The organism is Gilliamella sp. Pra-s60 (assembly GCF_009795755.1).
In the GTDB taxonomy this organism is placed as follows: Bacteria; Pseudomonadota; Gammaproteobacteria; order Enterobacterales; family Orbaceae; genus Gilliamella.
In genome coordinates, this window is the sequence record NZ_WTFA01000002.1 from 297849 (window position 1) to 317594 (window position 19746).

General features: G+C 35.9%; 21 protein-coding genes and 1 riboswitch. Of the genes, 15 read left to right on the forward strand and 6 right to left on the reverse strand.

Going from position 1 to position 19746, the window contains the following annotated elements:
* Positions 1 to 65: 65 nt before the first annotated feature.
* The 3 genes from GQ596_RS02980 to GQ596_RS02990 form a co-directional block, all read right to left on the reverse strand.
* Complete coding sequence (locus tag GQ596_RS02980) at positions 66 to 629, reverse strand: iron transporter (RefSeq protein ID WP_160400195.1); 564 nt, start codon at positions 627 to 629, stop codon at positions 66 to 68.
* A gap of 72 nt (positions 630 to 701) precedes the next feature.
* Positions 702 to 1904 carry an FTR1 family protein gene (locus GQ596_RS02985; RefSeq protein ID WP_160400196.1) on the reverse strand — a complete coding sequence of 401 codons (1203 nt, stop codon included), beginning with the start codon at positions 1902 to 1904 and terminating at the stop codon, positions 702 to 704.
* Between the two features lie 16 nt (positions 1905 to 1920).
* A complete protein-coding gene (locus GQ596_RS02990; protein ID WP_160400197.1) occupies positions 1921 to 2553 on the reverse strand; it encodes a nitroreductase family protein in 633 nt (210 codons plus the stop codon).
* A gap of 216 nt (positions 2554 to 2769) precedes the next feature.
* On the opposite strand from GQ596_RS02990, the gene GQ596_RS02995 reads away from it, so the two are divergent.
* From GQ596_RS02995 to thiD, 13 genes are all read left to right on the forward strand, one after another.
* The gene (locus GQ596_RS02995; RefSeq protein WP_160400198.1) at positions 2770 to 4212 is read left to right on the forward strand and encodes an LTA synthase family protein; all 1443 of its coding nucleotides are present in this window, start codon (positions 2770 to 2772) and stop codon (positions 4210 to 4212) included.
* A gap of 9 nt (positions 4213 to 4221) precedes the next feature.
* Positions 4222 to 4845: a LysE family transporter gene (locus GQ596_RS03000; protein ID WP_160400199.1), complete on the forward strand. Its 624-nt coding sequence runs from the start codon at positions 4222 to 4224 to the stop codon at positions 4843 to 4845.
* Between the two features lie 158 nt (positions 4846 to 5003).
* Entirely contained in the window at positions 5004 to 5966 is a 963-nt protein-coding gene (gutQ, locus tag GQ596_RS03005) for an arabinose-5-phosphate isomerase GutQ (protein WP_160400200.1), read from the forward strand.
* Between the two features lie 185 nt (positions 5967 to 6151).
* Positions 6152 to 6673, forward strand: coding sequence for a shikimate kinase AroK (aroK, locus tag GQ596_RS03010; RefSeq protein WP_160400201.1), 522 nt, complete (start codon positions 6152 to 6154; stop codon positions 6671 to 6673).
* 70 nt (positions 6674 to 6743) lie between these two features.
* Positions 6744 to 7565, forward strand: coding sequence for an SPOR domain-containing protein (locus tag GQ596_RS03015; RefSeq protein ID WP_160400202.1), 822 nt, complete (start codon positions 6744 to 6746; stop codon positions 7563 to 7565).
* 48 nt (positions 7566 to 7613) lie between these two features.
* Positions 7614 to 8435: a Dam family site-specific DNA-(adenine-N6)-methyltransferase gene (locus GQ596_RS03020; RefSeq protein WP_160400203.1), complete on the forward strand. Its 822-nt coding sequence runs from the start codon at positions 7614 to 7616 to the stop codon at positions 8433 to 8435.
* A gap of 35 nt (positions 8436 to 8470) precedes the next feature.
* Positions 8471 to 9148 (forward strand): ribulose-phosphate 3-epimerase, encoded by a 678-nt coding sequence (rpe, locus tag GQ596_RS03025; RefSeq protein ID WP_160400204.1) that lies wholly within the window; start codon positions 8471 to 8473, stop codon positions 9146 to 9148.
* The gene (locus tag GQ596_RS03030) at positions 9141 to 9836 is read left to right on the forward strand and encodes a phosphoglycolate phosphatase (RefSeq protein ID WP_160400205.1); all 696 of its coding nucleotides are present in this window, start codon (positions 9141 to 9143) and stop codon (positions 9834 to 9836) included. The genes rpe and GQ596_RS03030 overlap by 8 nt, the downstream gene beginning before the upstream one ends.
* A 23-nt stretch (positions 9837 to 9859) precedes the next feature.
* Positions 9860 to 10855 (forward strand): tryptophan--tRNA ligase, encoded by a 996-nt coding sequence (gene trpS, locus GQ596_RS03035; RefSeq protein ID WP_160400206.1) that lies wholly within the window; start codon positions 9860 to 9862, stop codon positions 10853 to 10855.
* A gap of 106 nt (positions 10856 to 10961) precedes the next feature.
* Positions 10962 to 12323, forward strand: a complete 1362-nt coding sequence (gene trkA / locus GQ596_RS03040) for a Trk system potassium transporter TrkA (protein WP_160400207.1) — start codon at positions 10962 to 10964, stop codon at positions 12321 to 12323.
* A 38-nt stretch (positions 12324 to 12361) separates the two neighbouring features.
* A riboswitch (TPP riboswitch) is annotated at positions 12362 to 12463 on the forward strand.
* A gap of 65 nt (positions 12464 to 12528) precedes the next feature.
* Positions 12529 to 13317, forward strand: coding sequence for a hydroxyethylthiazole kinase (gene thiM, locus GQ596_RS03045; RefSeq protein WP_160400208.1), 789 nt, complete (start codon positions 12529 to 12531; stop codon positions 13315 to 13317).
* A gap of 8 nt (positions 13318 to 13325) precedes the next feature.
* Positions 13326 to 13982 carry a thiamine phosphate synthase gene (gene thiE / locus GQ596_RS03050; protein ID WP_160400209.1) on the forward strand — a complete coding sequence of 219 codons (657 nt, stop codon included), beginning with the start codon at positions 13326 to 13328 and terminating at the stop codon, positions 13980 to 13982.
* Positions 13979 to 14773, forward strand: a complete 795-nt coding sequence (gene thiD, locus GQ596_RS03055) for a bifunctional hydroxymethylpyrimidine kinase/phosphomethylpyrimidine kinase (protein WP_160400210.1) — start codon at positions 13979 to 13981, stop codon at positions 14771 to 14773. Before thiE ends, thiD begins: the two co-directional genes overlap by 4 nt.
* A gap of 270 nt (positions 14774 to 15043) precedes the next feature.
* Here thiD and GQ596_RS03060 read toward each other — a convergent pair whose 3' ends face one another.
* Positions 15044 to 15205 carry a heavy-metal-associated domain-containing protein gene (locus GQ596_RS03060; protein WP_160400211.1) on the reverse strand — a complete coding sequence of 54 codons (162 nt, stop codon included), beginning with the start codon at positions 15203 to 15205 and terminating at the stop codon, positions 15044 to 15046.
* Positions 15206 to 15327: 122 nt separating this feature from the next.
* Between GQ596_RS03060 and GQ596_RS03065 the strand changes: the two genes are divergently transcribed.
* A complete protein-coding gene (locus GQ596_RS03065) occupies positions 15328 to 16263 on the forward strand; it encodes a hypothetical protein (RefSeq protein ID WP_160400212.1) in 936 nt (311 codons plus the stop codon).
* Positions 16264 to 16678: 415 nt separating this feature from the next.
* Here GQ596_RS03065 and GQ596_RS03070 read toward each other — a convergent pair whose 3' ends face one another.
* Positions 16679 to 16885, reverse strand: coding sequence for a heavy-metal-associated domain-containing protein (locus tag GQ596_RS03070; protein ID WP_160400213.1), 207 nt, complete (start codon positions 16883 to 16885; stop codon positions 16679 to 16681).
* 126 nt (positions 16886 to 17011) lie between these two features.
* Between GQ596_RS03070 and GQ596_RS03075 the strand changes: the two genes are divergently transcribed.
* Positions 17012 to 17950, forward strand: coding sequence for a hypothetical protein (locus GQ596_RS03075; protein ID WP_160400214.1), 939 nt, complete (start codon positions 17012 to 17014; stop codon positions 17948 to 17950).
* 445 nt (positions 17951 to 18395) lie between these two features.
* On the opposite strand, the gene GQ596_RS03080 is transcribed toward GQ596_RS03075, so the two are convergent.
* A partial coding sequence (locus tag GQ596_RS03080; protein WP_237398343.1) for a hypothetical protein occupies positions 18396 to 19746 on the reverse strand: 1351 nt, incomplete at its 5' end.

Consider the following 19746-nt stretch of genomic DNA (forward strand, 5'->3'; position numbering starts at 1 on the left):
GCATAATGCTCACCACAATTGACTATTAATTATTGAAATATAATTATATTTAGTATAAAAAACAATTACCATGCACGTGGAATATAATCAAAGTCCCAAGAAACTTCAATCGGTTTAGTCCAGAAACGACCTTCTACACCTGTTTCTTTATCAACGTGTAATAAATAACCTTGTTTTTCAGGATTTTCAATAATAAAAGTCACTTTATATTTACCCGCCCCTTCTAACTTAATATTGTTACCATAATGAGGACCATCTGATGCACTCATTGGCATAAAGTTACCTTCAAGAACTTTATCACTACCTTCTTTTTTAATTTTGTATTTAACTGTTAAGTAAGGGATAAAATCACCCACGCCATAACCTAAGTTATTACCTTCGGCTGCCGAAATATCTGCTTCAATATGCATATCTGATTTAGATGCAGGTAAACCACCAATTCCAGCCGGTTCCATATCAACAGGTTGGAAATAAACAGCGCCAATATGTAATGGACCAACAGTAACTTCATCACCAATAGGGAACTCTTCGAAACCTTTTTGTTCACCTGGGGCTGGCGCTGCGGCATGAGCAAATGAAGATAATGCCAGTATTGAAGCAATACCTGCTGATAAGAATAATTTTTTCATTGAAAACTCCTTCACTTTGTTTTTAAAGACTTTTTTAATAATTATTTCTAATTATTTAATATTATGAATTTTTTATAATTTATAATTTTTATGACTACGTTTAAATGTGTAATACATAACCGAAAATACCACAACTAACACCATAATTATTTGTGGAATTAATGTTTCGAGCGTTGGATAAATACCTAAAATTTCAACAGAATGAACAAAATCAACTGGAGTAACTGAAATAATATCCGCCTCTTGTAACTCTTTCATTCCACCGCCTGCAAAAGCAATAGCCATAACATACATCAACACACTAGTACCGATAAAAAATGGCTTAATAGGTAATTTCATCGAACCAAAACGGATCACCATAAAAATTACCGCCAAAACAATTGTTCCAACAGCGAGACCATACCAAACCTTATCCATATGATCTTGAGCATCAGCTAACATGGCTTGATAAAACAAAATTGTTTCAGCTCCTTCTCTAAAAACAGCTAAAAAAGCGGCAAAACCTAATGCAAACCGGCTTCCTGATGAAATTGCTGTTTGCACTTTGTCTTGAACATAATTTTTCCATGTTTCGGCCTCGGCTTTAGAAAACATCCAGTTACTAATAAAAAACAACACTATTGTCGCAAGTAACATTGCCGAACCTTCGATAATTTCTTGATTAGCACCACTGATTTTAATTGCAGAACGCAAAGCTATTGCAGCAAGCACACTGGCAAAAACGGCAGCAAGCGAGCTCATGTAAACCACTTTCACCATTGCTATATTTCCAGAACGGACAAGATAAGCCGAAATTGCCGCAATCACTAAAATCGCTTCTAAGCCCTCCCGAAATATAATAATAAATGAAGCAAAGAAAACACTCCAACCACTCTCTTTTTTACCATCTAATTCATTCGCATCTTCGTGTAACATTTTTAAAATTGTATCGATTTCAACACGAACAGCTTTATTCGGAGCTCCACTGCTCATCAAACGTTTGATTTTAGCAAATTGGTATTCGGTATCGGTTCCTCGTTTTCCTGAAATATAAGACATCACCGCACGCTCTACCCCATGCTTTTCATAAAAGCCAAAATAAGCATTATTGACTCGAGCTTTAGCACGCTCAGCATCTTTCATAAAATAGATATCATAAGCATCATTTAAAATTACATCCATTTCATCAACAATGGCGTTCCAACTTTCATATTTTTTTTCCGCCGCATAAGACGATTGAGAAAAAGCCATTAAGCTTAGAACAAAGAAAAAAACAAGTGTCAAAAATCGTTTCATATTCTATTATTACCTGTTATTTTCCTAATAAGAGCATACCAAGTGGCTTACTGCCTTCCGGTAATTGTAGCTCTTGGCTTATGACTTCGGGTTTGATGGAGTGAATATAACGGGCACTTAATTTTAACGCTGCCGCTGCTAAATAAGCATTTTGGCTCATGGCACCAACAGCAGTGTAACTAAAGTTAGTAATCTGTTCTGGATTGATACCAGTAAATGCACTAGCGTCTGACACAAAAATCAACGAATAAGCGGCTCGTCTAGTAAAATTTTGTAAACCAATATCGGCACGTATATCTTTATTATTAATTTCTTTTAGATAATGACCTTCCCATTCATATAAAAAAGTTCCCTTTTCGCTAGCGACATAAATCCGCACATAAGGAGAATTTCCATTAGCCATGGGCACTGTCCAACCGCTTTTGCCTCGGTTTAAACCACTTGCAGCCCAAAGTACAGTTGACAGTTCATTATCAGAAACCTGACCAGCAGGAAAACCGCCTCCAGATGTTGAAGATCGTTTTTTTAAACTTTCAAATAAACTCATACCATCTTTAGTTTGCGGTGTCGGTAATGTGATATCGGCATAACAAAAAGAAAAGCAAAATAAAGATAAAATAATAATGACTTTCCGTACAAAACACGGCATAACAATTCCTAACATTATAAGAATGGGATAGGGATATATTATTGCGAATGACATTAATTATCAATATTAAATAATAACAAGTATCATTTCAAATATTAGGATCACATATTTTATGTTGTAATTTGTTAAACAAATTAGCCAATATTTTTATTTTTTTATGCATTAAGTATATACTTAGGCAAAATTGATTATTGAATAGATTGAGCAACATATTTTATGCCATTATCGACACTGGTTGTTTTACCACTTTTTATTATTACCATTGTTTTTGCTTCGCTTTTTAAACAAAAAAAGTGGCAGCTTTTAAGTATAACGTTATTCACGATATTTATCGTCATGGAGCTCACCTCCATCTACTTTAGTGGTGGATTTATTGATTATCAGTTTTATGTCAATTTAAATATCAATGACATTATAGAAGGCCTATTTATTTTTAAATTACAAGCGCTCTTAGTTATTGTCGTCTTTTTTACACTTATTTTTTTGCTATCAAAACTAGCAAATTGGTGCAAACGTAAATGTCATTTCATTATTCGTTTATTATTAGCCGTTGTAGCAATCATCTCAATTAGTTATCACAATGGACCATTAAGCCGTTTATACGAAATATATCAAGTCACTAGTGCCCCACGAGAACCATTTGAGCAAGCACTAAAATCACTCAACATGACTAACTACACTAATAAAAATCAGCTTGTTAGTCATCAAGGTAAAAATATTATTGTGTTATCGTTAGAATCGTTTGAACAAGGATTTTTAGATTTTAAAGATATAACGCCCAATTTACAAACGCTTAGCCAAGACTATACTTTTTTCGCTAATATGCCAATGAGCCCTGGTAGTAGCTGGACTACCGCATCAATGTACACCTATATGACTGGCATGCCTTTTTTAATTGGAGGCTACACAACATCACCATTAATGCGTGCAAACGAAACAAACCTCGTTAGTTTGGGGGATGTACTAAAAAAAGCCGGCTACCAAACTCGTTATGTAATAGCAGGACCTGATTTTGCAGGCATTGGGCATACAGTGGATATGCTAGGTATACAAGTCATTTCAGAAAAAAACTACGTTGGGCAATATCCATCTGCACCATTTGGATTATATGACAAAGATATTTTTGACATAGCGAAAAAACAAATTACGCAAATGCGTCAAAACAACCAACCTTTTGCCTTGTTTGTGTCAACAATTTCAACCCATGCACCAAATGGATTTGATGATGAAAGAATGAAAACAATTATTTCGCCTAAATCTGATAATATGTCGTTTGTTGCTGCGTCTTTGGATCATAATTTAGGAATTTTTATCAAAAGTTTAAAAGATGAAGGATTATTGGAAAACACCGTATTTTATATTTTTCCAGATCATTTAATGATGGGGTCAGGCACACCGACGATCAATCGCCTGTCACAAAAAGAGCGCAAACTCTACTTATTAACGAATGCTAATACTCAAGATCTACAAAAAACACCTGATCAAACTATTTACCAAATTGATTTGCCTCGTTTGATTTTAAATGGTGCAAAAGTGCAAAGTAATGCCAAGTTTTTGACAGACTATTTAACCGAGCCTAATTTTGATAAAAAACACTTTATTGAGCAAAACAAAGCCAATATTGCAACAATCAATAATTCAGCACAAATATACAAATAGGTCAACAAAATGACGTTTGATACATTAATTTTAGTCACTACAATTAACTTTTTGGGTATGATTTCGCCTGGGCCTGATTTCTTTTTAGTATTAAAAAATAGTTTGAGTTATAACCGAAAAGTAGCTTTATTCACTGGTTTAGGTGTAATCACCGCCATCTTAGTTCATATGAGCTATTGTGTTGCGGGTGTTGCAGTGCTTATCACCACCACACCAATACTTTATAACGCTTTACGTTATGCTGGTGCTGCTTACTTAATATGGCTTGGCATAAAAGCATTACTGGCTAAAAAAGCAAATATTACCTATATTGGTAACCAACAGATTTTACAGTCAATTCCTAGTAAATCAGCCTTTATGCAAGGCTTTTTATGTAATTTACTTAACCCAAAAGCAACATTATTCTTTTTAGCTACCTTTACTCAAGTACTCAATACAGAATCATCAATATTTGATAAGCTCATTGTCGCATCTATCATTTTGATTGAAGCTATTTTTTGGTGGCCTTTTGTGGTATTTATTTTTCAAACGCAAAGCGTACAACGCCGTTACTTTAAACTTCAATTTATCATTGATAAATTACTGGGTATCATTTTAATTACACTAGGAATCAAAGTTGCTTTAGGTTTTTAGATTATTAAAAGTTAACAAATAGATATTGATATGATACTTTTTTGAATATTCAACCATTAATTGTTAAACTAACACCAATTTAGCTTTTATAATCGTTTTGCCTCTATTCACCGATTATATTCTCCGTTCATTTATTTTTATTCGATAGGCTAATTAAAATGGATAAAATATTACAATATGGTCGAGAGCTTCTAGAACTAGAGTTACAAGAAGCCCAAAAATTACCCAATCGACTTGGCAAAGATTTTATTAATGCTTGTCAGCTTATTTTAAGTACCAAAGGTAAAGTTGTTGTTTCAGGTATTGGAAAATCTGGGCACATAGGAAAAAAAATAGCCGCTTCACTAGCAAGTACAGGCAGCCCAGCTTTTTTTATGCATCCATCGGAGGCCTTGCATGGTGATTTAGGGATGGTTACTCCAAACGACGTAGCCATTTTAATTTCTTATTCTGGTCGAGCGAAAGAATTTAATTTTATTTTACCTATTCTTGCTGAAATGAATGTACCCGTTATTGCCATTACCGGAGGATTAGATTCACCACTAGCTAAATCAGCTCAAGCAATTCTTGATATTTCAATTGAAAAAGAAGCCTGCCCAATGGGACTTGCACCAACATCAAGTTCAACCAACACGTTATTAATGGGTGATGCGCTAGCAATTGCAGTAATGCGCACACGGGGCTTTAAGGAAGAAGACTTTGCACGATCTCACCCTGCTGGTAGTTTAGGCGCCAAATTACTCAACCATGTACGAGACGTAATGCGAACAGGAGATCGAATACCTAAAGTACCACAAACAGCAACAGTTCTTGATACAATGTTAGAATTAAGCCGAACAGGTGTAGGATTAGTTGCAATCTGTCAAGATAATAATAAAATAGTTGGTGTATTTACCGATGGTGATTTGCGTCGATTATTATTAAAAAAGGGAACATTACAAGATAATATTATAGACGTTATGACCTGCCCTGGGCATCGGATTCCAGAAAATTGGAAAGCAGTTGAAGCACTAAAATCATTTAATGATCATAACATTACTGCTGCACCAGTTGTTAATAGCAAAGACGAATTAGTGGGCGTATTAAACATCCATGATTTGCATCAAGCCGGTATTAGCTAAAACTATTGGTAAATACCTATTGCCAAAAGGTACTATCTATTGAGATAATTACCGACCTAAATTTTTGTCGTTAGACGGAGATCCAAGAAAGTTACACAGTAATAATGCAAATGACGCTATAAAGTCATAGCAGATTGATATTGTGTTGTATATTTTAACCAAAATTAATAGATGATGAAACTACAATGGCAGAAAAGCGAAATATCTTTCTAATTGGCCCTATGGGGGCAGGAAAAAGCACAATAGGCCGACAAATTGCACAACAGTTAGGCATGGATTTTTTTGACTCAGATCAAGAGATTGAAAAACGTACTGGTGCAGATATCGCATGGATTTTTGACCTAGAAGGGGAAGAAGGATTCCGTGCCAGAGAAGAAAAAGTCATTAACGAATTGACTGAAAAACAAGGCGTCGTACTTGCAACAGGTGGTGGTTCGGTCTTATCTAAAGAGACACGCAATCGATTATCTGCTCGGGGAATCGTTGTCTACCTTGAAACAACTATCGAAAAACAAATGGCAAGAACGCAAAAAGATAAGCGTCGTCCACTATTACAAGGCGGTAACACACCCCGTGAAATTTACGAAGAACTAGCCGATAAACGCGAACCACTTTACGAAGAGATTGCCGATATTACAATAAAAACAGATGAACAAAGTGCCAAAGGCGTTGCTAGTTATATTATTGATAAAATAGAGCAAATTTAAACCATCATTTTTACTGATGATGACAAGTTATAGCAAGGCAATAAACCTATTAGTAGGTTAAGGAGTAAAAATGCGTGTAGATAAAGAGGATCGTTATACAACTGAACAACCTAATAAAGGCGCTATACTCTCATCAAAATTACCAAAATTGCTACAAGACTGTTCTAAGAAAAAGCAGATTATTCTTGTTCTGGCAGTTGCCGCTATTTTGCTATTACTTGGCTTGGCTTTGTTTCATTCTTCAAATAAAAACAAACCAACACCATTAACACCACCTGAAATTAATGGTGTTGATGGTTCACAATTGCCTACGAATGATTCAACTATACATGGACAAAACGATATATCCATCAATACAAACCAAACTGGTTCAGAGCAAAATACAGTGCCCAATACGCAAGGTAACCAACCTAATAATCAACAACAACCAGACGTAACCTCTAATCAGGTTACACCATTAACGCCACCCAATATAAATAGCGTTACAGATTCAAATCATATTAAAACAAATGCAGATTCAGTTAAAACTAGCACAAATAAAGACAACCTTGATAAAAACAGTATCAATAAAAAAACACCTTCTCATAAACCTAATGAAAATGTATCTTCAAGCGATAATTTAAAGCTAAGTAATAATAGCTATACTATACAACTTACTGCATCTAAATCATCTGATGGCCTAAAAAAATATGTTAACCAACATAAAATAACTAATTACCAAATTTATGAAACTAAACGTAATAATGAAAAATGGTACATTTTAATTAAAGGTAACTACTCATCATCTGAAGAAGCACATAAAGCAATCAAGTCTTTACCAAGTGCACTACAAAAAGACAAACCATGGGTTAAATCTGGTGCAACGATTAATAAAGAAAAAGCAGCAAAATAATCAAGGATATCGTTTATTTATCCGATCGACGACAAATAGGAGTTTCCGTTGAAGAAGCAACGAGCCTTTTTAAAATGGGCTGGAGGAAAATATGAGCTTGTGGACACAATTAAACGGTATCTACCAGAAGGCGAACAACTAATTGAACCTTTTGTCGGGGCTGGCTCCGTATTTTTAAATACTAACTACAAAAGTTATATTTTAGCGGATATTAATCACGATTTAATTTCGTTATTTAAATTGCTGCAATCAAGCCCTGATCAATTTATTGGTGATCTTCGATTGCTATTTGCTACTCAAAATAATAATCCCGATGCATTTTATCAGCTACGTGATTTATTTAACGGCAGTAAAGACCAATATTTTAGGTCACTTCTATTTGTCTATTTAAATCGTCACTGTTATAACGGTTTATGCCGTTATAACAATAGTGGGCTATTTAATGTCCCATTTGGGCGTTATAAGACAATTTATTTTCCTGAAAAGGAACTCTATTTTTTTGCAGAAAAAGCACAAAAAGCGCAGTTTATTTGTGCGCCTTATCATGAAGTCATGAAACAAGCAAAAAAAAATTCAGTAATTTATTGTGATCCACCCTATATATCACCGAATGAATCAGCGGGGTTTACGGCTTATTATTCAAATATATTTGGATTTGAAGAACACAAAAAATTATCAAAATTAGCTGAAACCATGGCATATAAAAAAAATATACCCGTACTAGTTTCTAATCATTATACTGATTACACAATGACCCTTTACAGCAAAGCAAGTGAGCTTTATCGGGCAGAAATGCGACGCTCAATCAGCTGTGCTGGTGAAGGCCGTAAAAAAATTGACGAGATTTTAGCGTTATATAAAAAGTCATAAGCAGGCTTTACAGTAAAAGTTATTAGAGGTAGGTTATGAAAAAATACATTATTGCGCCATCAATATTATCAGCCGATTTTGCTCGTCTTGGTGAAGATACTCAAAAAGTGCTTGATGCGGGGGCTGATGTTATCCATTTTGACGTAATGGACAATCACTTTGTTCCCAATCTAACCATGGGTTCAATGTTTTGTAAAGCTTTACGCGACTATGGCGTTAGCGCACCTATTGATGTGCATTTAATGGTATCACCAGTTGAAGAGCTAATAACTACTTTTGCCAACGCTGGTGCAACCAACATATCAATCCACCCAGAAGCCACTATTCATTTAGATCGTTCATTACAATTAATAAAAGATCATGGTTGTACAGCAGGAATTGTATTTAATCCTGCAACCCCGTTAAGCTATTTAGATTATCTCATGGATAAAGTTGATATTATTTTATTAATGGGCGTTAATCCCGGCTTTGGTGGACAATCATTTATTCCATCAACCTTAAAAAAATTACAACAAGTAAAAAAACGTATTATTGAATCTGGACGTGATATTCGATTAGAAATTGATGGTGGCGTAAAAGTAGAAAATATTGCTGAAATAGCAAAAGCTGGTGCAGATATGTTTGTGGCTGGCTCAGCCATATTTAGCCAACCCGATTATAAAACTGTTATTGATGCAATGCGAAAAGAGTTAGCAGGAGTTAAACATGAGTAAATTAAATGACATTCAGGCTGTAGCTTTTGATTTAGATGGTACGCTTGTCGATAGTGTCCCAGGGCTTGCGCTGGCCTCACAAAAAATGCTAGCAGATTTAAACCTACCAACAATCAACAATGAACAAATCAAAAACTTTGTAGGTAATGGTATTGATATTATGCTAGAAAGAGTGTTTAAAGCAATTGAAGTTGATCCATCAACAGAACTCTTTACCAAAGCTAAAGATCTATTTAATCAGCACTATGATAAAGTCATTGATGCAGAAACTAAACTATTTCCCAACGTTAAAGAGACCTTAAAAGCACTTTATGATAATAATTATCCACTCGCATTAGTAACCAATAAACCTGCACAATTTTTACCAGCTTTACTGACTTCTTTAGGTATAAAAGAGTACTTTTCATTAGTGCTTGGTGGTGGAGATGTGATTAAATTAAAACCACACCCAGCACCTTTATATCAAGTTATGGCAACATTTGGATTGTTTAGTGATCAGCTCCTATTTGTTGGTGATTCTAAAAACGATATTACAGCAGCACAAAATGCCAACTGCCCGACAGTGGCATTAAGCTATGGTTATAACTATGGCATCTCGATCGCCACGAGCAATCCTGATTTTTTATTGGATGATTTTAAAGACATATTAACATTATTGCCTCAGCCCAAAGCTGATGCAAAGAAATAATTAGCATAGATTAGGAATAAATTATGAGTAAACCGATTGTATTTAGTGGCGCTCAGCCATCAGGAGAACTAACACTTGGCAACTACTTAGGTGCATTAAAAAATTGGGTGGCTCTGCAAGGTGAATATGATTGCGTTTATTGTATCGTCAATCAACATGCGATCACAGTACGTCAAGATCCCAACAAATTACGCAAAGCCACATTAGATACACTTGCCCTTTATTTAGCTTGTGGAATTGACCCCAAACAGAGCACCATTTTTGTACAATCACACGTCCCTGCACATGCTGAACTTGGTTGGGCATTAAATTGTTATACCTATTTTGGCGAACTCAGCCGTATGACACAATTTAAAGACAAATCATCACGACACGCCGAAAACATTAACGCAGGTCTATTTGACTATCCTGTACTTATGGCTGCAGACATTTTGCTTTATCAAGCAAACTTAGTACCTGTGGGCGATGATCAAAAGCAACATCTTGAATTATCACGTGATATTGCTATGCGCTTTAATGCACTTTATGGGGATGTTTTTACCGTTCCAGAACCCTTTATTGCTAAAGTTGGGGCACGCGTTATGTCATTACAAGAACCAACTAAAAAAATGTCAAAATCAGACGAAAACCGCAATAACGTAATAGGATTACTCGAAACCCCAAAAGATATCGAAAAGAAAATAAAACGAGCAATGACTGATTCTGATGAACCACCAGTCGTTCGTTACGACATAAAAAATAAAGCTGGCGTATCAAACCTGCTTGATATTTTAACGGGTATCACAGGGAAACCAATTGCTGAACTTGAAAAAGAATTTGAAGGCAAAATGTATGGTCACTTAAAAACCGAAGTGGCAACCCAAGTTATTGACATGTTAAACATATTGCAAGCCAAATATCATGAGTATCGTGATGATGAAAGCTACCTATTTTCAATTATGCAAGAAGGTGCTGAAAAAGCACGCTCAAAAGCCGAACCAACATTGAAAAAGGTCTATGATGCGATCGGTTTTGTTTAATTCTTAAAACAATACCTCATTGTTACAAAATAAAATAGTATGTAATGGCTTTAATAAACTAGATAAACGAACAACCATTAAAGCCATTTAACGATACAGGTTAGTTATGAAGATTATTATTCTTGGTGCAGGACAGACAGGTAGTGCGCTTGCTGAATATCTCGTTACCGAAAAACAAAACGATGTTACAGTAGTTGATGAAGATCACGACAAATTGCAATCTTTGCAAGAACGCTTTGATTTACAAATAATTTGTGGCAAACCATCTTATCCGCAAGTATTAAAAGACGCAGGTGCAGAATCAGCAGACATGCTTGTTGCCGTTACTAACTCAGACGAAATCAACATGATAGCTTGCCAAATTGGGCATGTAATGTTTCACATTCCCCAAAAAGTCGCGCGTATCAGAGAGCCTGAATACAATGACGAAGATTACCCCTGCTTCAACAAAGACTGTATTAACATTGATCATATTATTGCTCCAGAAAACCTTATCACCAACCATATTAGCCAACTAGTACAATACCCAGGCTCACTGCAATTTGCCTCTTTTTGTGATAATCGTGTCTGCTTAGTAGCTGTAACTGCCTATTACGGTGGCGCTTTAGTGGGCAACGAACTATCCGAGCTCAAAGAGCATTTATCGCATGTTGAAGCTCGTGTCGTTGCTATTTATCGTAAAAATCGCTTTATTCGCCCACTCGCCTCAACCTTAATAGAAGCCGGTGATATGGTCTACTTCATCACACCGCCAGTCAATATCAAAGCTGTTACTAGCGAATTACAACGATTAGAAAAACCCTATAAACGAATTATTATCAGCGGTGGTGGCGGAGTGGCCGTTGCTTTAGCAAAACGTCTAGAAAATGACTATCAAGTCAAACTAATTGAGCGAAATGCAGAGCGTGCAGAATTAATTGCCGAGCAACTTGTAAACACCACTATATTGCATGGGGAATCATCTGACCAAGAATTATTATCCCAAGAGCAAATCGAGCTTACCGATCTATTTATTGCGGTAACTAGCGATGATGAATCCAATATTATGTCATCCATGCTTGCCAAAAGAATGGGCACTAAAAAAGTCATTGTATTAATTCAACGCCAAGCCTATCTTGAACTGATTAATGACAGTGTGATTGACATTGCCATTTCCCCACAACATGCCACCATTTCAGAACTATTAAGTCATGTAAGGCAAACAGGCGTAGTTAAAGTTGTCTCGTTAAGACAGGGCGAATCTGAAATTATCGAAGTCGTTGCTAATGGTGATAATGACACCTCAAAACTTGTTGGCAAAAATATTAATAGCCTAAAACTCCCTTCGGGGGCAACTATTGGTGCGGTAGTTCGTGGTGAAGATATCATTATTGTCAATACCGATCTAACCATTGAAGACAACGATCACCTGATTATCTTCTTACCGGATAGAAAGACAATTACTGATATAGAAAAATTACTACAATAGCTTGTTAAAAACAAATAGTCAGTTCATAATAAACAATAAATTTTGACTCGGGGTGTTTTTTGTTCTAACAAAAAACTGAGATCTTACCCGTTGCACCTGATCTGGATAATACCAGCGTAGGGAAGTCTCAGCCATATCCTCCAACTTTAGTTTGGCACATTCTTCCCAGCATTTATCGATTAATAAACAAAAAGGAAGGAAAAATATGCCAATAGCTCAACCATTCCAAACTGCGCAAGCAATCACATTTATCAATCATATAAAGCAACAATGTCCACTAGTACATTGTATTACTAACGACGTAGTCCAAAACTTTACCGCTAATGTACTCCTTGCTATTGGTGCATCGCCAGCAATGATTATTGCCGAACAAGAAGTCGAATCATTTGTCACCATTGCCGATAGTTTACTGATTAATATTGGCACCATCCACAACAGCACAGCTAACAGTATGCGACTTGCAGCCCAAAAAGCCCAACAAACACAAACCCCATGGGTACTTGACCCTGTCGCAGTTGGACCAGCGCTTAGTTATCGAACCAATATTGCGCATCAATTATTATCATTTAATCCAACGGTAATACGCGGTAATGCTTCAGAAATACTTGCGTTAAATGGACAAAACGCCTCATCGAAAGGACCAGATAGCCAAGACTCAACCCAATCGGCTTTAAATACAGCCAAAGCACTTGCACAACAATACCAAACTATTGTTGCTATGACGGGTGATGTCGATTACATCACCGATGGCAACACCACCTATAGCATAACAGGTGGTGATATAGCATTAACAAAAGTGACAGGAACGGGGTGTTCATTATCTGCCATGGTAGCGGCTTTTATTGCAAACTCACCCGATCTATTACAAGCCACCGCATCAGCATGCCTAATGATGAAAAAAGCAGGCGAGCTTGCCAATAAACAGCAAGGACTAGGCACTTTTGCTGTTTCAATATTAGATCAACTCTCTACATTTAACCCAACGCACGAATAAGGAAACAAATGAAAAAGCAACTCGATCTTACTCTTTATTTAGTTCTTGATCCCTTATTATGCGAAGGAATTAATGGCATGGTAAACACCACCAAAATTGCCATTGCCAACGGTGTAACTGCAATTCAATTAAGATCAGAACAAACATTTTCAGGTAAAGATTGGTATTACGCCGCATTAGCATTAAAAGAAACACTAGAAGGCACGCCTGTACCACTATTTATAAACGATCATGTTGATATCGCACTTGCTGTTGATGCTGATGGTGTACACATAGGGCAAAGCGATCTTCCTGTCGATGTTACACGACAACTTATTGGCAATAAAAAATGGTTAGGATTTTCAATCTCAAACCACCAGCAACTTAATGCTGTGCCTTGGCAAAAAGTGGATTATTTAGGAATTGGTCCAATCTATCCAACTGCAACCAAAAAAGATGCCGCCAAAGCACTTGGTACTGAGCAATTAGCCGAATTAGTAAAACTAAAACAGTGCCCAGCAGTTGCCATAGGAGGCATTGATGACAGCAATATCACTAACGTCATTCACACGGGTATTGATGGAGTTGCCGTCGTTTCGGCAATTTGTGGGAAAAAAGATATTCAACAAGCAACATTATCACTTATTAACAAAATCAAACAAGCTAAACAGGAAAGACTATCATGACAACAATTGCACTCACCATTGCAGGATCAGACCCTAGCGGTGGTGCAGGTATTCAAGCCGATTTAAAAACCTTCTCGGCACTTGGTGCTTATGGCATGTCAGTTATCACCGCACTAACGGCACAAAGCACACAAGGCGTTGATGCAGTACTTGCGATATCGCCCGAATTTATCGAAGCCCAGTTTAATACGCTTTATCAAGATATCAAAATTGATAGCCTAAAAATAGGCATGCTGATGAATAAAGAAATAGTCACAACAGTTCACCACCTTCTTAAAACAAACCCGATTCCAACTATCGTACTAGATACTGTAATGGTCGCCAAAGGTGGACACCCCCTTTTAAAATCCGATGCCGTAACAGCCATTCGTGAGCTCTTATTACCCCAAGCAACCATCATCACTCCCAATCTACCCGAAGCTGCGGCATTACTTGATTGTGATGAGGCAAAAAACGAAGATGAAATGCAAAACCAAGGGCAAAAATTACTCAAACTAGGTTGCAAAGCAGTATTAATGAAAGGCGGACACTTACCAAGCAAGGAAAGCCCCGATTATTTGATAACACACAATAATATAATAAGAATGACCTTTCCACGCATTCAAACTAAAAATACTCACGGAACGGGGTGCACATTATCAGCAGCGATTGCAGCATTATTACCAAAAAATAACCTAAAAGACGCAATCGCCCAAGCAAAAAATTACCTACAAGGCGCAATTAGCCATGCCGATGATTTAAATATAGGGAAAGGAATTGGACCAACGCACCATTTTTACCGCTGGTGGTAATTGTTCAAAACGTTAATGGGATTTATGCTATCAACGATTACATATAACAACAAATCCCATACCACAACTAATGCAGATCTTTTGCTTCACTTGTACTACAGCTGAGTGATCCACTTTTTCCTTTCCTCTTTAACATTGAACTGCTTAGGGTAATCAATCTGATAAGCATTAACAAAAAAACACACTATAGCAACTACAGCGATATTCAAAATTTTAACTTTTATATTGTATTCACTAATCGCAACATATTAATAAACTGATAAAACCTTACTAACGTTTCACAATCTCAACAACCGTATAGCCAGCTTGGTTAATAGCCTCAATTATGGCGGCCTGCGATATAGTGCTATTTGTAATATCAACCTCATTGATTGCTTTTGTTATTGCTTTAACACAATGTTGGCAACTCATATTATCGACAATTAATTTCATACATCCTCACTATTTGCGGGTTAATAGTTAAAAAAATTCATATAAAAACCTAAAATTACCACAAATTTACCTACAATATGATAGCATCATATTTCTTTTTAATATCTACAATAAATTTTATGATGAAAAAAATAAAATACTGTTTACTATTAACCTGCAGCCTAACACTTGTTGGTTGTTTTGAGCCTAGCTCTATTGAACGTTGGATTGACAACCCTACCAATAACGAAATCAAAGTCACTATTGATGGAAATGAGCTAACCATTCCAGCAAAATCAGGTATTAATTATACCTTTAAATATGGCAAACATACCTTATCGTATAATAATGAAGACTTCAATTTTGTTGCAAAACCAGCTCAATATTTTTCAGAATCAGGCTTTATTAACCCAACACAAAGCAACTATTTTATACACACTATCATTTATTCAGAGTCTGATTTGGGTGAAGGAGAATATGAAAAAATTCTAAAAAAAGACAAAGAATTCAATAATATTGAAGTCATTATTGACGGTGATGAAATGGAAGTTGAGCTTCCTCTAAAATTAATCAACGATGTATTTATCGAAAAAATTGATAATTACTGGACTTATTCTTATGATGAGCCGTTTCCTGAAAAAACCGCCCAAAAATCGGATAAAAGCCAACCACATTACGAACGACTTAGAAAAATATATCGTGAAAGTGATTTTATTGATTTTTTAAAAGAAAATATTAATTGGAAAGAAGTTAGTTTCCATTATCGTCCTAAAAAATTCAGCGAAATAGAACAATATGTTATTCCTGATATTGATTTAAATAGCATAAAGTGTAAAGAAGGTCGCCAATATCTGGAAGGTCTTTTAAATGATTGGAATCATCTTCTTACCTTAAAAGGTAGTGATTTCACAAAACCATACAATGATTTAATATCAGAAGATGCAATAGATAAAGACTACGAAACAGAAAGCCTGTGTACAAAAGAAAACGATCCAGAGCAAACTTATAGCAAAGCATTAAGACAATTTACTGATGCTATCCAAAATACTCGCAATGCAAACTTTTATGTAATTAAATAGTATTGAGTGTTACTTTGACAAATAGAGGCTACTTAGTAGCCTTTTTTGTTAGTGAATAGAGTCGATTGGGTGTGGTGGTTTCGGACGTTTAAACTTTGGGTAATAAAAATAGCTATTGTGATCACGTCCGAGCTAAGGGAATTTAAGCAAATGCCCTTAGCAATCTCTCGCTTTGGCTACAGAATGTGACCTATGGCTTCTCGATGCCGGTGCTCAGCTTTAACGCACCGGCTATGATGTTCAAATATGTTCCAGACAAATTTGTCCAACACAGTACAAACGCGTTAAACGTTCTACACGGCGTTACAGTAGAACTTAAGGTTTGATAAATCTTGCTATATAAAGATAAACAACAATTTTAACTTTCATATTGTATTCACTAATCGCAACATACTAATAAACTGATAAAACCTTACTAACGTTTCACAATCTCAACAACCGTATAACCAGCTTGGTTAATAGCCTCAATTATGGCAGCCTGCGATATAGTGCTATTTGTAATATCAACCTCGTGCTTAGCCAAATCAACAGTCACCATCGCCTTTAAATCAACCTCATGGATTGCTTTTGTTATTGCTTTAACACAATGTTGACAACTCATATTATCGACGATTAATTTCATACATCCTCACTATTTACGGGTTAATAGTTTTAATAAAAATCTATATAAAAAAACCTAAAACACTACAAATTTACTCATAATATGATAGCATCGTATTCCTTTTTAATATTTACAATAAATTTTATGATGAAAAAAATAAAATACAGTTTACTATTAACCTTTAGCCTAACACTTATTGGCTGTTCTGAACCTAGCTCTATTGAACGTTGGATTGACAACCCTACCAATAATGAAATCAAAGTCACTATTGATGGAAACGAACTAACTATTCCAGCAAAATCAGGCGTTAATTATACCTTTGAATATGGCAAGCACACCTTATCGTATAATAATGACGACTTCAATTTTGTTGCAAAACCAGCTAAATTTGGCGAACCAGGTATTATCAACCCAACACAAAGCAACTATTTTATACACACCATCATTTATTCAACATCTGATATGAATGATGAACAATATGATGAAATCCTAAGAAAAGATAGACAATTTCATAATATTCCCATCATTGTTCACGGTGAAGAAACTGAAATTGAGCTTCCTACAAAATTAGTCAACGATGTATTGATTGAAAAGAGTGATAATCGTTGGACTTATTTTTATGATCAACCTTTTCCTGAAGAAATAACCCAAGATCTAAAATTAAGAAAAAATCAAACTTATCATGAAACATTTAAAAAATTATATCGTGAAAGCGATTTTATTGAATACTTAAAAGAAGATTTTGATCAGGTAGAGATTAGCTTTCCTTATCATCCTAAAAAATTCAGCGAAATAAATCAATATGTTATTCCTAATGTTGATTTAAATAGCATAAAGTGTAAAGAAGGTCGCCAATATATGGAAGGTCTTTTAAATGATTGGAATCATCTTATTACCTTAAAAGGTAGTGATTTTGCAAAATCATACGATAATTTAGCATCAAGTGATGCAATTCATAAAATCTACGAAACAAAAAGTCTATGTACAAAAGAAAACGATCCTGAGCAAACTTATAGTAAAGCATTAACGCAATTTGTTGATGCTATCCGAAATACTCGTGATATTAACTTTTATGTAATTAAATAGTATTGGGTATTATTTCGATAAATAGAGGCTGCTAAGCAGCCTTTTTTGTTTTTGGTTAAGGATTTCTAAATAAAAAATTCAATAAAATCAATACTTCTCCTGACTGTTTTTTGATCGATTTTTACTTTGTTTTTTATAAAAAAGTCGCTTATAAACACTACTCAAGGTTATGTTATCTGTCTTATTTAGGCGTCAGACAAATTTGTCTGGAACAAATTTGAACATCTGAGCATAGCGAAGATGGCCTCGTAGCGGTGAGTATCAGGATGATACGAGTAATTCCACACCCATGCCTTCGCCTTAGCTAGCGTCGGCGGCGCGCTTGTGGCTTTGTCCACAACAGTGCCCCCTAATGGAAAGCCCCGACTTACGCGGGGCTTGATTCTTGCCTATATTATCCTCTCAGGCTCCCACGCCCTTAGGATTAAGAACTAAACGCTAAAAACTAAGGTGTAGTGCAAAGGCCATACTTCTTATAGTAAGAAGCTCTATTATGAAACACAGTGCCACTGTTCGAGTTAACAAAGAAATTATCGCGACTATTAGCAGCCTCATTCGTCCAATAGGGACCTTGGACAAAGCTCGCTGTCTTGTAATCAGACGGTTCGCTCCACTCAGAAAAAAAACCGACTCCTACTCGTCGTTGGAAATCATCACTATCTGCCAACGGCGTGGCACCATCTATATCTCCAACACATGGAAACCAAGCTGTCTGTATTCCGCATTTTGCGTTAGTGACGTCTTTTATTTTAATAATACGATAACCCAAACTACTGCACCATGTTTCCTGATTAGATAAAATAGCCTTTTCAGCACCACGATTAACAAACCACTGTTTCAGCTTAAATCCATATTTCACTATTACTCTACCACTACTATCCTTTCCTTGTAACTCAAAAGTCTGCGGTAAGGTTGGCACACTTAGTGGACTAGGATTACTTGCACTTATCTGACTACTATCCGCTTTAGGGCCGTTTAACGTTACTCGCGTTACATATTTTGATTTATCTGAAATCCAACTATCAGCTTGTTTACTTCTTCCACTAAGGTCTGTGAATGTTCCTGAGTTTGTCTTTACCTTACTTACCGTTGCCGTTATGCCACTATGAGTAACCGGAGACCAAGTTAACAGACTTGCATCAAATCCACTAATATCTAAATCAAAATATAAACCATCAGCCCCCGTAGTAGGGAAATTAAGGTCGTAAGAAGATGGACTTGTAGACTGTGTAAAAAATCCCTTTTCGGAGTCCCACTCACTAGCAGGGCCCATGAATATATTTGTACCACTTCGAAGATTAGGTCTTACTGAACAAACACCTATAGGCAAATCCGTTTTGACATAATATTCCACCGAACCTTCGCTGAAAGAAGTTTTATTCGGAACACCAAATCGTGTAGAAACAGAAGCATCTATATTACTAAATACTATCTTATAGGGCGATAAACATGCATCTAATGTATGATCACGAGATACACGACGGTTATTTTTATCAGTAAAAATCGCCGATAAATATCCTTCAGAAATAATACCATACGCACCCTGTCCATCACCATCATCATCTCCCCAATAGTTATATGGGGAACTAGTAATATCAGATAGCGACATCATATATTTTGATGGTGGGAGCAGCATACCTATATCATTAAAAGAACTGCCATTTGGTAATATTATTGGATCTGTAATAGTTGAAGTATTTGTTGATGGCGCAATTATTGTACCATCTGGTAACTTAATACTAAGTAACATGTCGGAGGTTGTAATCCTAGTCTGCCCACCATCATACGTTAAATAC

Bases quoted from the DNA above. Each gene is read 5' to 3' on its own strand.
- GQ596_RS02980 (WP_160400195.1), bottom strand. From the start codon at position 629: ATGAAAAAATTATTCTTATCAGCAGGTATTGCTTCAATACTGGCATTA.
- GQ596_RS02985 (WP_160400196.1), bottom strand. From the start codon at position 1,904: ATGAAACGATTTTTGACACTTGTTTTTTTCTTTGTTCTAAGCTTAATG.
- GQ596_RS02990 (WP_160400197.1), bottom strand. From the start codon at position 2,553: ATGCCGTGTTTTGTACGGAAAGTCATTATTATTTTATCTTTATTTTGC.
- GQ596_RS02995 (WP_160400198.1), top strand. From the start codon at position 2,770: ATGCCATTATCGACACTGGTTGTTTTACCACTTTTTATTATTACCATT.
- GQ596_RS03000 (WP_160400199.1), top strand. From the start codon at position 4,222: ATGACGTTTGATACATTAATTTTAGTCACTACAATTAACTTTTTGGGT.
- gutQ (WP_160400200.1), top strand. From the start codon at position 5,004: ATGGATAAAATATTACAATATGGTCGAGAGCTTCTAGAACTAGAGTTA.
- aroK (WP_160400201.1), top strand. From the start codon at position 6,152: ATGGCAGAAAAGCGAAATATCTTTCTAATTGGCCCTATGGGGGCAGGA.
- GQ596_RS03015 (WP_160400202.1), top strand. From the start codon at position 6,744: ATGCGTGTAGATAAAGAGGATCGTTATACAACTGAACAACCTAATAAA.
- rpe (WP_160400204.1), top strand. From the start codon at position 8,471: ATGAAAAAATACATTATTGCGCCATCAATATTATCAGCCGATTTTGCT.
- GQ596_RS03030 (WP_160400205.1), top strand. From the start codon at position 9,141: ATGAGTAAATTAAATGACATTCAGGCTGTAGCTTTTGATTTAGATGGT.
- trpS (WP_160400206.1), top strand. From the start codon at position 9,860: ATGAGTAAACCGATTGTATTTAGTGGCGCTCAGCCATCAGGAGAACTA.
- trkA (WP_160400207.1), top strand. From the start codon at position 10,962: ATGAAGATTATTATTCTTGGTGCAGGACAGACAGGTAGTGCGCTTGCT.
- thiM (WP_160400208.1), top strand. From the start codon at position 12,529: ATGCCAATAGCTCAACCATTCCAAACTGCGCAAGCAATCACATTTATC.
- thiE (WP_160400209.1), top strand. From the start codon at position 13,326: ATGAAAAAGCAACTCGATCTTACTCTTTATTTAGTTCTTGATCCCTTA.
- thiD (WP_160400210.1), top strand. From the start codon at position 13,979: ATGACAACAATTGCACTCACCATTGCAGGATCAGACCCTAGCGGTGGT.
- GQ596_RS03060 (WP_160400211.1), bottom strand. From the start codon at position 15,205: ATGAAATTAATTGTCGATAATATGAGTTGCCAACATTGTGTTAAAGCA.
- GQ596_RS03065 (WP_160400212.1), top strand. From the start codon at position 15,328: ATGAAAAAAATAAAATACTGTTTACTATTAACCTGCAGCCTAACACTT.
- GQ596_RS03070 (WP_160400213.1), bottom strand. From the start codon at position 16,885: ATGAAATTAATCGTCGATAATATGAGTTGTCAACATTGTGTTAAAGCA.
- GQ596_RS03075 (WP_160400214.1), top strand. From the start codon at position 17,012: ATGAAAAAAATAAAATACAGTTTACTATTAACCTTTAGCCTAACACTT.